A 13,347-nucleotide genomic window follows, 5' to 3' on the forward strand; every position below is an offset into this window, starting at 1 on the left:
GAAGGGGCTATTCCAAGAACCTACATCATCTGCAACGACAATTGAGCCTCATCTTCCTGATCTTGTTTATCTTGATGGCGCACATATCGTCTAATGATTTCTTCATTAACACCTACTGTATCTACAAAATAACCTCTGGTCCAAAAGCTATTGCCCCATAGCTTTTTACGTACATGAGGGAATTTATTGAATAGCCTTATCGCACTTCTTCCTTTCAATACTCCCATCAGCGTTGATACTGACAGCTTCGGCGGGATTATGACTACCAAGTGAACGTGGTCTATCTGAACGTTTAATTCTAAAACCTCACAACCCTTCATATTGCAAAGGATATAAATTGACCTGTATAACTCCTTACCAAGGTTTCCTTTTAATATTTTAAAACGGTACTTCGGAGTCCAAACAATATGATATTTGCAACGCCAATAAACATGTGATGAACTTCTATAATCGCCCATGCTTTTCGTTTCCTCTTACTTGTGGTGAATAAGAAGTCTCTTTTAGCATGGGCGTAATTCAGGCTATAGCCTCAAGGAACAATCACCACCGCCAGAGGCGGTGGTTTTGGGATGACAATAAAATAACCCTGCTTTAGTTCGCTGATTAGCGTACATTGCCCATAGAGTCTTACATCAAAGAGCTATTGCCTTTTTTAGGACAAGTAGTGCTCCTAAAAATAGGCAATTTGCATTTAAATTTCACACGGATTTCAATTTTTTCAGGGTAGTGGGCGAGACTTTGGGAGAGCCACTCTGGCGTTCAAGCTTTAGTTGCCCACCCATTTATCCATGATTGATTTCCCCACGATCATCACCTTTGCGGCTTGTATGACAGAATTAGACCTGAAGTTTTTTGTAAATACGACTCATAGCTTTATTAAAGGAAATACTCTTTCAATGCGAGCATGGTTAACAAAAAATTCATGGTTAGATATTGTTGCTATTATTTTTATTGGATACGATTAAAAACTTCTTACCGCACTGTCTGAAAAACCTTACAAATACTTAGTAAACTTCATGAAGTCCTTGTAGAAACCAAGATATAAGCTAAGTAGTACGCATATAGTTAATAAAATACCCATTTATCTGCTGATAACAGTGACAATTAACAACTTTAATTAAAAACCAGCATAAAAAATAAACACCAAAACAATTCGACAGTATGTAAAACCCAAATAATTACCTGATAAAATAATAGAGCACATATAAAAACCTAAGTTCAAACGAGGCTGCATAGAATTATTTTATAAAACCACTTTACAACAACTAAATTAAAGAGTAAAATTTTAAAAAACATCCAAGATTACTTCTAATAATCAAATTGGCACTATATCAAATGCAATAGTCAGTCTCTGACCAGAAACGGACATAGGTGTAGTACCATGCCACATGTATGATGGAAAAATTACTAACCGACCAACTTCTGGCCTTACTAAGTATTCAGCATCAAATTCCAACCAACGACTTAATTCTGGCTGGCCAAATTTCAACCACCCCTCTCCTCCGTTAGAGACACCTGAGGTGACAAGGTAATAACAACCACTAAAAATTCCAGCATTGTGATAATGATTAACATGAAATCCATTATCCCTTAAGTTTATAGACCAAGAACCACTAAATTTAAAAAAATCTGTATTAGATAAGCAAAAAAACTCTCTTAATTCAGAAGAACTTGATTTTATATGCGCTTCAATAATGGAAGTTATTTTTCCTTTCAGCTTTGAAATACTAGGAATATTCTGATTAAACAATTCCCCTTTGGTTTGAGACCCTGAGCGTAAAGATTGTTCTACTGGATGTCTGTCAGAACCATGCATGGCTAATACATCTCTGATTAATTCATTATGTAAACCCTCACCTACTTCATCCAAAAAATCGTAAACTCTAATTAACTCATTAAAGTTAAAAATTTTACTATATTCAGACTGGCGATTGCATATACGTAAAACACTAGAGTATAGCGCAATAGTCCCTTGTGTCGGATTAGATTTAAAATATATCATTTCTGCATAAAGTAACGCTTTTTGATATTCGCCAAGACACAGTAATGTAACCACACGCTCAAATACAGTATATTCATTAATATTGCAGCCAATAGGAACTTTATCAAGAACCAACAACGCCTGTTTAAACTCCCCACTTTCTCGCAGAACATGCGCTAACATTATAAAAGGTATCTCATCGTCATTGGCATGGCCAATATAATCCTTTAACACTTTTTTTGCCATTACCAAATCATTTAGCTTAATAAGCTTTCGGGCATAATCAATCATAAGTGGATCACTGGAGTTAGCTTGATATGCTTTTCTATATTCGACAAAATAGTCAACTGAGTTACTATTCCACAAAAATTCAAATACTCTATTATGAATTTCACAATCAAAAGGATAATACTTCAATAGCTTTAAAGTTTGTTTCAACGCTTCCTCTTGCAAAGACAGTGATTCAAGAACCGACACATAAGTAAGTGTATAAATACGATTGTCAGGATTTAGTATTGAACATTCTTTCAAAAGCAACTCTGCCTTTTCAAAAGAATGAATATCTAAGTAAAATTTACCCAACTGATACTTTATTTTTATACATTGATTATTATTCTTTATAAAGTCTTCAAAAGTTGCCATCGTTTTATCTAGTTGCCCTAGCTCAGCATAACATTGACCTACACCTAAAATTGCCCCCTCGTGCTCCTTAATTATTCGATGTGATTGCAAGTAATTAACAAGAGCATCCTCTATTCGATTATTTTTATAAAGTGCAATTGCCTTATTGTAGTGCGCATCGAAGTAACGCCTATCAATTTTAATTGCTAAATCAAAGAAAAAAAATGACTTTTCTACTTCCCCAATATCAACCAACAAGCCTGCATAACCGCAATAAAAAGCAGGATGCCTATGCAATGAAATTAGTCGACCATAAACTTCTAGACTTTGGGGGAATTTTTTTATCTGACGAAATGATTGAGCAACGACATAAAGTAGGTTCGCATTCGAACTGAAATTAACATAAGGAAATAACAACTGAATAGCTTGGTCATATCGCTTTTCTCTATAATAAGTAATCCCTTGTTCTAATTTTTTTTATGTAGCACAACATTCACTAGCAACTCTCCTTATATCGAAAATAAAGCCAACCTTACGGCTGGCTTTATTTTTACATAAAACAGACTAGAAATTAGAATTTTACGTTTACTTTAGCATACAAGTACTGACCAGCTGTATCATATGAAACTGGAATAGTGTTCATATCTTGGTTATTAGTGATATAAGGCACCTTTTCATCAAACAGATTACGAACACCAATTGTTAGTGCGGTATTTTCAAAGACAAAATAAGTACCTTGAAGATCATGATACCATACAGCATCAGCAATGTTATCTAAGTTACTAGCACTCGCATACAAATCTTCACCCTCTGATTGATAGCGAGTTTGCCAACCAACAGACCAATTATCCATTGAGTAAGTTAAGTTTAAGTTTGTACGTAATTTAGAAAATACAGCTAGTGTAGTTTCCCACTGGTCTGCAGCAACTTTACCTGCTGCTTCAATTTTATCAGCACCATCAAATGGAGTATAATCATACTTTTCAAGGTATGTACCATTTAAAGTTGCTGCAAAATCTCCTCCCATTATATCTGTCTTATATGTTAAATCGAAATCATAACCAGCAGTTTCAAATGCCGATAAGTTTGCATTAGTTAATAAGACACCAGCAACTGTTCCTAGCGCAGAGCGATATGGTGAAGTTGCGTGTGGTGCATCACCAGTTAAACTGGGACCTTCAACAAATTGACATAAAGGGCTGGAAAAGTTCTCTGAATTCCAACATGCGTTAATAACGTTATCAGTACCTGCTGTTCCGATACCATTGGTGATCTCAATATCGAAATAATCAAGGCTCATCGTTATACCGATATCATGACTATATACAAAACCTGCGGTAAAGCTATCAGACTCTTCAGGTTTTAAATCAGGATTACCACCAACAACTGTACTAGACTGATTTGAAGAAAGAGTAAAGTTACCAGGTAACCCCTCAGCAGCACAGTTAGCTTTCACTGTAGCCGATTGAGCACCAGTTGCATATTGCTTACAAGGCTCTGTATATGCCAGATTAGTCTCGCTCTGAGGAGCAAAAAGCTCGCCTATCCCAGGAGCTCGGAAACCTGAAGCGACTGTGGTACGAAGTAACAGCCCATCAATAGGAACCCACTCTAGTCCAAATTTGGTATTAGTTGAACTATCATTTAAGAAATCAAAATCGGAGTAACGTACTGCAGCTGTTGCCCGTAAAGACTCTACAAATGGAAGGCCTTCTAATAAAGGTAAATCAAGTTCTGTGTATAACTCATCAACAGAGTATTGACCCGAAGTAGGTTCCCCTGTAACGGAGTAGATTTGTCCAATAGACGCAGCACCGTCTGGAGTATTTGAGTATTCTTCCCAACGTCTTTCAAAGCCAGCAGCAAACATTACTTCACCGCCTGGTAAGTCAAATCCTAAACCACCGGACACGTTACCTTGTAACTGACGTGTCTCACCTCGAACTACAGGCGAATTAGGAACTAACATATAGGACAACATTTCACTTGTTAGGGTATTTTCTTCTAAAATATTCCAAACACCTGGACAATCAGAATCAGCGGCACACAATGCAGGATCAAGCATAGTATCGACACGAGTAGGGTTTACACGTCCAGTATCTAAACGTGTATCGATATAACGTGCGAAGTTGTAAGATAAATCCCAGTCATAATTACCTAATGAACCTTCAAATCCAAATACCATACGGTAGTCTGAAAAATCTTGAGAGAAACCACGACCACCTGTTTCAGATAAGCGGCGTACTACATAAATATCTTCACCAGCTACGTTATAAGGGTTCGATGCGGGCATTAATGGCCCCCAGAATGTACCTTCAGGAGCCATTAACTGGTCAGATTGGCGATTAGTAAAGCCTCCTTCAATAAACGTCGATAAAGTATCTGTAATATCGTAACGACCAGCGCTGTTAATGCTAAATACTTCTTGAGGGGTAACCATATAACTTGCAGGTGCAAAGTTATACGCATCTTTTGTAGGATCAAACAAACGAACCTGACCAGTAGTTTTATCTTTCACATATCCGCTACTACTTGGCGTGCCATCGGCATAATAAAACTGACCTTGCGGAATCGTTCCTGAGCCACCACAATATTTACCATTAGCATTTTCTGAAATTGGACATGCTGAAAAATCGCGGTCGCCCTGCCCAATAGCTTGACGATCTGTATACTGAAGTGATAGCACGACGTTACCACGTTCAGAAGAGGTACCAGTTGTTACTGAAAATAATGTCTTATCACCATCGCCTTCACCAGTAACATCATACTGGGCATTAAACTCAACGCCTTCAAAACTTTTCTTTGTAATAAAGTTAATTACGCCAGCAATGGCATCAGAACCATAAACGGTTGAAGCACCATCTCTGAGAACTTCGATTCGTTCAACATACGCGGTTGGAATTGAGTTCAAGTCACCAGATGCGAATCTGCGTCCGTTGATCAATACTAATGTACGACCAGAACCCAGACCACGTAATGAAGCCGTAGCATAACCACGACTACCGTTGTTAACAGAAGAACCTTCAGCACCTCCGTTTATAGCTGGAATATTTTGTACAAAATCTTCTAATGTCACGGCCCCTGAAGCAGCAATATCTTCAGAAGAAAAGACTGAAATAGGGCTAGCTGTTTCCAAGTCAGTGCGCTTAATACGTGAACCTGTTACCTCAATTCTTTCAACTTTTTCAGCAACCTGTTGGTCTGCTGCATTAACGACTGGAACGGAAAATGCCGCAATAGATGCGGCACTACCCAAAAAAGCTAAGCGTATAGAGTTAGCTAGAAAGCTGTTTTTATGCATTGTCAATCTCCCGATGTGCTAGTTATTCTTATTTTCGAGTTGCCCTCACCAAAAGCAAACAACTCGATAACAATGAAAGCACATGATTCGTTAAGTATCAACAAATATTAACAACAATGATTACAATGTAACATCGAAAATCCTAATTAACCTGAGATCGGTTTAACAAGCCATAACTGCAATAGCATTAAACTCCGTTAAACTTCGTGTTAGTGATGTTCAATTGTGGCTTATTATCTTTCAATTGATAGGCGATGAGTCCCGCAATCGTATTGAGCATAAAACCATGTACACTACACCTAATGAGCTCAAGAATACTTCTTTAAAAAATTGATAGTGAGTCACTGAGAAAAATGGCAATTAATGCTGCGCAACTGGCAATATATATCTAGCTTTTGAGGTATATCGAGAATGAAATGGCGGAAATCTAAGATTTCCGCCATTTTCAGATGATAGGTTAATACTCAATGTGAGACTCAGTATCGGACTTTATGCCTCTGCGACCAATACGAACGTTCCACTTTGAAGGTGACACATTAGCTCGTGCGGTACTGCTTTAAAATACCATCTAACTCGACCGATGCATGGTGCAGATCATTGGCTAAGGTCACACTGCGCTGGGCCGTTTGTTTGATAGTTTCCGACTGATGGCGGATTTCATTCAATTGTCCGGCAATGTCGCGAGCGGCGACACTCTGCTCTTCCGCCGAGGCGGCAATTTGGCTGCTCATATCAAATACCGCATTGACCGATTGCGCCATGCCTTGAACATCATCACCGACGGCGATAATCGCACTGCGACCTTCATCGGCCTGATCGACTATTTCCATGGTAATGCTAGATAAACGACTCGTGCCAGATTGTAAGCCTTCAATCATGGCCTGAATTTCTACCGTGGCCTGTTGAGTTCGACCCGCTAAGGTACGCACTTCATCGGCTACCACAGCAAAGCCACGACCTTGCTCACCGGCACGGGCCGCTTCAATGGCCGCATTTAAGGCTAATAAATTGGTTTGCTGGGAAATACTGTTAATGGTTGTGACCACGGCATCAATACTCGCCGCATCCTTAGACAATTGTTCCACCGATGAAAACGCCGCGCCAATCTTAGTTGAGAGTAAACCAATGCTTTCCACTGTATGGCTAATACGCCCACGACTGGCCAACATTTGGCTTGAATTTTCCTTGGTTTGCAACGAAGTATTACTCGCATTAACAGAGACTTCTTCAATCGCTGAAGTCATTTGCGCCATCGCCACGGCAACGGAATCGAGGAATTGATGTTGGAACCCAATCAGTTTATCACTGGTGGCCGCCTGTTGATTAAATTCATCGGATGCCAATGATAAGGTCTGTGCATTTTTGCCAATGGCTGACACCATTTCACTCATATTGTCGGCGCAGCGATCGATTTCGCGGGCAATCAAACTGAAATCGTCAGTACCAAAGAAGTTTAATCTAAAGCTCAAATCACCATCGGCTAAGCGTTTGATGGCTAAGTACATGTCCCATAATCCACCACCGAGTGAAGTCGAAATCCAGTAACTCAGTTGGAATAAAGGCAACAAGCCCACTAATGCTAACCAGAACATAAAGTTAGCATCGCTACGCGCATCGGCTTCCCACTCATGGACATTCTGTGTCAGTTGTAAGGCTTGACCTGACACACTGGCGCTGGCCGTCACTTTATCCCCTTGACGCTGCGCGTCACTTTGCCTTGAAGTTACAGTTAACCCGTATTGACTGGCAAATTGAGATAAGGCGTCAGCTTCTAGCTTTTGCGCCATTGCAACTTGCGCTAAGGTATCGACGCTAGCTTGAACCCGAGCGATAGAGGCCTGCTCAAGGTTACGGTGCGCATGTTGATAGTTGACAAGCGCCACGGCGGCCGTGATCAGCGCCACCATAGAACACACTACCCAAAACTTTCCGTTGAGACTGAACTTGATCAATATGGCATCAATGGTACGAAACTGGATTTGTTTCATCTTGATAATTCCTAAGAACAAAATGCTATTTGGCACTAAATCAGCAGTATAGCTCAGATCGCCACGACAACTATGTCAGTCATAAGATCTGAGCAGGTATTATGCTAATCCGCGCTAGCAACTTGGTTACGTGTGGCGGCAGACCACTTTTGTGTCAGAGTAACCAACTGCCCTGTTAACAGGCTCATGCTAAAACCTAATAAGCCACCAATGATCAACGACGGCACGACATTGGCCACATCACCCGCCATAGCAAAGGTAGTGCAACAGCCAATAAATGCGCCGGGAATAAAGCTAAGCTTTTGATAACTTGCCTGTAAACACATGGCCGAAGTGGCTATGCCGGTAAAAATATACCCAAATACGGGCGAAATAAAAAAGCTGCTACCCGAGATAATGAGCCAAGCCCAAAATACACCGGACAGGTTTGTGCACCACGCCATCATCACGCCCTGAAAGCCAGCCTTAGGTTGAGCAAAAAAAGTGCTACAACCTAAAAAGCCGATCCAAGTGACCAGATGAAAAGCATCTGCGACGCCACACCAAATAGCCGCCAATAGGCCGGCAGAAATAGCGACTTGCCAACGATTTTCCATGGATGACCCCTTTAGTAATTCTATTCACGGAAGTTTAATACCCTTGGGCGCTCTAAAATGTGTATTTTGAGGTAGCTTGGGTAAACATATTGGTTAAATTACCTCTATTTTGGTAACAAAAACCTGATCTATTGCTAATTTTCGGCATTAATGCCCGTAAAATCGCTAACAAGCAAATTTTTTGTGGTAAAAAAACGAAAAAAGCGCTTATTAGGCGCTTTTTTGTTCAAACAGCTTTCAGTTAACCCTTCTGCAGTGCCCTACACTCGCAATAGTTTATTCACGGGAAGATCGCGGATCCTCTGCCCCGTCGCCGCAAAAATCGCATTGGTTAAACTCGGGGCAACGGGCGGCACACCCGGCTCACCCACGCCTGCGGGCGGCGCATCGGATGCAATAATGATGATCTCCATATCAGGGGTTTGGGGAAGTCGCAGCAAAGGATAATCGTGGAAATTCGATTGCTGCACTTTACCCTCTTTGTAAGTGATTTCACCCATCAAGGCTAAACTCAGGCCAAATACAATCGCACCTTCTGTCTGTGCTTTTACCCTATCAGGGTTAACTATCGTGCCCGCATCTATGGCTGCGATGGCATTAAGCACTTTAAGCTGTTTATCCTCACTCACTTCCACCAACATAGCCACAGCGACGTAACTCACAAAACTGCGGTGTACAGCAAAACCCCAGCCCTGATTTTTACCCGCCTTGGGCGCTTTAGCTTGGGCTTTTTCGACCGCGTCGATTACCCCAAAATAGCGACTGACGTCCACGGGATGACGATCAAGATCTTCGCCATAGTTGCCATATTTAAACTGTTGGTCGGTAAAGGTCTCACGCCTTGCTTCACCTAACAGGCTACGCCACATTGCAGGGCAAGAAACCTGAGAACGATGAGCCATTTCATCGACAAAACTGCCGACACTAAAACCGTGCTGAATGTTACACACAGAACGCATCCAACCAATACGGCTATGCGCCTGCGCTTTTACCGCTTCGTATCTTAAATTCGGCAAAGCAAAGGGCACATCCACAAAGCCTAAATCCAACTCACCGCCAGAGGGATATTCCACCCCTTCGGCAAAGGTTGAACTGATCGATGGGAATCCCGTACGGGCTAAAAGCGCGGTCGGTTTGTTGCTGGCATCAAACAGTGCCTGATAGGACTGGGCGCTGATAGCATGGTAATAACCGTTTTGAATTTCATCTTCGCGGCTCCAACTCACCTTAATTGGACGCTTGAATTGCTTCGATAACAGCGCGGCTTCAACACTAAAATCAGGTTTAGATTTACGCCCAAAACCACCACCCAATAGGGTGACATTCACTTTAATCACATCTTCTTCCATACCCAGCGCAGCGGCCACATTTTGCTGTGTACTTTGCGGCGTTTGGGTCGATGCCCAGATTTCACAACCCTTTTCAGTCACATGGGCAGTTGCAACGGGCGGCTCGATAGAAGAATGAATCAAATAAGGCACGGTATAAACGGCCTTTAACGTATTCGCTTCGGGCCAGTTTTTGACCTCATCGCCAACTTGACGCACAACATTACCGCTTTGCTGTACTCGCTCGACCAACTCTTTCAAATAGAGACTTGAATCATGCTGACTGTTGTCGGTCTGAGTCCAAGTGACTTTTAAGGCTTTGCGGCCTTCGAGGGCACTCCAAGTGTTTGTGGCGATAACAGCTACGCCGCCCAAAGCCTGAAACGCGGGAGCGCCCTTAGCGGCGGGCAAACGATACACATCCACGACACCAGCCACTTTGCGCGCTGCGGTATCGTCCAAGCTTGCCACATCGCTCCCGAGCACCGGCGGGCGTATTATGCTGGCGTAGAGCATACCCTCGAGTTTGATATCGTAACCATAAATCGCGCTGCCGCTTAACATAGCATCCATATCAACGATTTGGCGTGATGCACCAATCTGCTTGAAATCTTTAACCTCTTTAAAGGTTAACGACTCAACGGCAGGTACGGGCTGCTTTGATGCGGCTAACGCTAACTCGCCAAACTTGGCCGAACGGCCCGTTTTAGCATGCAACACTTTATGGTCGGCGGTATGCACCTCGCTCACGGGGACTTTCCAACGTGCGGCGGCAGCCTGCTCTAGCATGGTTCTTGCCATCGCCCCCATCTGGCGCATACGGTCGTAATTTTCACGAATACTGCGACTACCATCGGTATTCTGGCTGGCATAACGTTTATCGGCTAAGCCTTGAATAGGGACGATTTTATCCCAATCCGCTTCTAACTCTTCGGCTAAGACTTGCAGAATGCCGGTTCTGATCCCCTGTCCCATCTCGGAGCGATGGCAAGTGAGGTACACTTTGTCGTCTTCACCAATGGCAATAAACAGATTCAGCCGCGCTTCTTTATCCTGCGCCAGCGCCATGGGGCTCCATGTTAGTCCGCTCGCCCCTAATGCTAATCCGCCCCCTACTGCGCCAAACAGTTTTAGCACGTCGCGGCGGCTGATATTTTCTACGGCAGTAAAAGTACTCATATTAGCCCTCCTGTTTGGCATAGTTTTGCAGTGCCGCTTTAATCCGCGGATATGTGCCGCAGCGGCAGATATTCCCCGACATGGCCGAGTTGATTTGTGCTTCAGAAGGTTTCGGATGCTGCGCCACTAACGCCGCAGCCGACATCAATTGTCCCGCTTGGCAATAGCCGCACTGGGGCACGTTATGTTCGGCCCATGCATTTTTAAGCTTTTGATTATCCAGCCCTTCAATTGTTGTCAGACGTTTTCCTTGTGCCTGCCCCAAACTGGTTAAACAGGCGCGTACGGGATGGCCGTCTAAATGCACAGTGCAAGCACCGCATAACCCTGCACCACAACCATATTTAGTGCCCGTGAGCCCTAAAATATCCCGTAACGCCCACAGGATTGGCATCTTAGGATCGGCATCTAAGGTAAATGATTTACCGTTGATGAAAAGTGTTTGGGTGGAAGCGGCGGTACTGGCTTCCTTGATAACTGCAGTGGTTGATAATACTTCTGCCATAACTCACTCCTTAAGTGCCAACCACGACGCAAGATCGGCTTGGGTATCAATATCAATTGCGGCGCGGGGTAGTGTTATAGCGACTAACGCTCCCCGCTGTGCTTGTTGTTTTAGAATCGATTTCGCCCCGCGATCACCACTCAAGTGAGTGAACTGCGGTAATGTAGAGGCATTAAAAATAGCAGGTACACCTAAATCATCCAAATAATGGGCGGCAACGTCTTTACCGGTTTCATGCCATGTCAAAATCAGTTGTCGATAATCGTCTGCACTCAAGGCCACTTGGTCTGCCAATGTCAGCAGCATGGCATCAAAGCCCTGCTCCTTGGCATAGCTTGCCGCCAAACTCACTGAGGATGCCAAGCCTGTTTGCCACTGTGGATTAACTAAAATATCAAAGGGTTGGCGGGAATGAAGCTCGACTAATAATGGCTGCAATATGTGCTGATGAGCACCGAGTATGATTAACAAAGGCGTATGCTGGAGCGAATGAATGTCTTGGCGATCCACACCTAAATCTTGGCAACTAAGCTGCTGTAAACGCTCAACATGAGTGTTAATGATGGTTTGTTCGCGAATTTCCGTAGCACTATGTGATGGTAGAAGTTGCGCTAACTTAACCCCATCAAAGCGCTTACTCCCACCTGCCGCGAGTACCACAATCAACAACCGTTTGGATGAGCATGGCGCCTGCGCTGCCGACTTTAGCACTGCTGAACTGGGCTGTCTCGAACCGGGCAGTGTCGACGTTAGCGCAGTGGACTTTTGCACTGGCGGCAATGTCATCAACGCATTATCTCATCGAGATGTTTTAAGGTCGCGCCATGGAGCACGCCGTGGCACTGGGCCAAAATACTTAACGCCACGGCACTCGGTAACTCGCCGCCAAGGGCAAGCCCTGCGGGGGCAGAAAACACCCCATAAAAAGATTCAGCACTGAGCCCTGCCATTCCAAGCACTTTATCCCGTCGATGGGCGGGACCAAGCAAGGCGATATAGGCTAGCGGATGCGCTTGAATAACCTTTAATGCCGCAGCATCTAAGCCCAAGTTATGGTTCATCACCACGGCGCAATCCAATTGAGCGATATGATTCGCGGTTAATTCCCCCGCGGTCAGTTTCACTATATGGGCATGGGGGAAATCCGCCGCTCTGGCATAGGCGGTACGACCATCGAAAACAGTCACTTGCCAACCTAAAGTGTGGGCCATGGCGGCAACGGGCTTAGCATCGATACCACCGCCAAAGATCCCAAGATGGAATCTTGGTCTCAAGGGAATAATCAGTGATTCTCCCGCGTCTTGGGTGAAAACGCCCGTGCGTACAAAATCGCTGGCGGGGAATGGCGTCAACTCCTCAGAATAAAACGCAGCGTGATACTGGCGTGCATCCGTCCCCGCTTTGACTAAAGGCAATTGGTAAAAACCCGACCGACCGTGGCGAAATGCCTGCACTAGCTCAACTAAGCCAAGATCATGATTCTCTTTTAGCAGAGGGATCAACATGATATCTACTATGCCACCACAACCAAGTCGATAGCTGGCATCGGACTCATCGCTTGCATCATAGGTGACGCACATGACTTGCTTAGTCTGCATGGCATTTTGAGCATGACGGCGTAAATCGGCTTCTAAACAGCCGCCACTTAACATACCTACGCCTTGACCAAACTCATGGAACAACATCATGGCACCGGGTTTACGATAAGCCGAACCTTGAATTTGGGTGATCACCGCAAGTACCCAAGCGTCATCCGCCAGTGGTAGCCAATGCTCTAGTAAATCTTCGATTTGGTGATCCATCCGCAAGGACTCCATTGGGTTAGGGAGATTTAAAAAATTTAATGCG

The 13,347-nt window shown here is 43.7% G+C and carries 9 protein-coding genes and 1 pseudogene; all 10 read right to left on the bottom strand.

Translation table 11 applies throughout. The features are described from left to right. Window positions 1–20: 20 nt before the first annotated feature. Complete coding sequence (gene tnpA, locus L5M38_RS00120; protein WP_263166761.1) at window positions 21–458, bottom strand: IS200/IS605 family transposase; 438 nt, start codon at window positions 456–458, stop codon at window positions 21–23. Window positions 459–1,315: 857 nt separating this feature from the next. Further along, window positions 1,316–3,019 carry a 2OG-Fe(II) oxygenase family protein gene (locus tag L5M38_RS00125; protein WP_263177944.1) on the bottom strand — a complete coding sequence of 568 codons (1,704 nt, stop codon included), beginning with the start codon at window positions 3,017–3,019 and terminating at the stop codon, window positions 1,316–1,318. Between the two features lie 154 nt (window positions 3,020–3,173). After that, window positions 3,174–5,903 carry a TonB-dependent receptor plug domain-containing protein gene (locus L5M38_RS00130; protein ID WP_263166754.1) on the bottom strand — a complete coding sequence of 910 codons (2,730 nt, stop codon included), beginning with the start codon at window positions 5,901–5,903 and terminating at the stop codon, window positions 3,174–3,176. A gap of 162 nt (window positions 5,904–6,065) precedes the next feature. Continuing rightward, window positions 6,066–6,198 (bottom strand): annotated as a pseudogene (locus L5M38_RS24550) (IS982 family transposase); the annotation flags it as partial. Window positions 6,199–6,439: 241 nt separating this feature from the next. Further along, window positions 6,440–7,891: a methyl-accepting chemotaxis protein gene (locus L5M38_RS00135; RefSeq protein WP_263177945.1), complete on the bottom strand. Its 1,452-nt coding sequence runs from the start codon at window positions 7,889–7,891 to the stop codon at window positions 6,440–6,442. A gap of 104 nt (window positions 7,892–7,995) precedes the next feature. Next, complete coding sequence (locus tag L5M38_RS00140) at window positions 7,996–8,487, bottom strand: DUF1097 domain-containing protein (protein ID WP_028761013.1); 492 nt, start codon at window positions 8,485–8,487, stop codon at window positions 7,996–7,998. Window positions 8,488–8,747: 260 nt separating this feature from the next. Further along, a complete protein-coding gene (locus tag L5M38_RS00145) occupies window positions 8,748–10,994 on the bottom strand; it encodes a xanthine dehydrogenase family protein molybdopterin-binding subunit (protein ID WP_263177946.1) in 2,247 nt (748 codons plus the stop codon). 1 nt (window position 10,995) lies between these two features. After that, window positions 10,996–11,499: a (2Fe-2S)-binding protein gene (locus L5M38_RS00150; RefSeq protein WP_113940726.1), complete on the bottom strand. Its 504-nt coding sequence runs from the start codon at window positions 11,497–11,499 to the stop codon at window positions 10,996–10,998. A gap of 3 nt (window positions 11,500–11,502) precedes the next feature. Continuing rightward, window positions 11,503–12,285, bottom strand: coding sequence for a nucleotidyltransferase family protein (locus tag L5M38_RS00155; protein ID WP_258547652.1), 783 nt, complete (start codon window positions 12,283–12,285; stop codon window positions 11,503–11,505). Next, on the bottom strand, window positions 12,285–13,301 hold the full coding sequence (locus L5M38_RS00160; RefSeq protein ID WP_263177947.1) for an XdhC family protein: 1,017 nt from the start codon (window positions 13,299–13,301) through the stop codon (window positions 12,285–12,287). The genes L5M38_RS00155 and L5M38_RS00160 overlap by 1 nt, the downstream gene beginning before the upstream one ends. Between the last annotated feature and the right edge of the window lie 46 nt (window positions 13,302–13,347).

It is taken from the genome of Shewanella sp. SM101, assembly GCF_025654465.1.
Lineage (GTDB): Bacteria > Pseudomonadota > Gammaproteobacteria > Enterobacterales > Shewanellaceae > Shewanella > Shewanella oncorhynchi.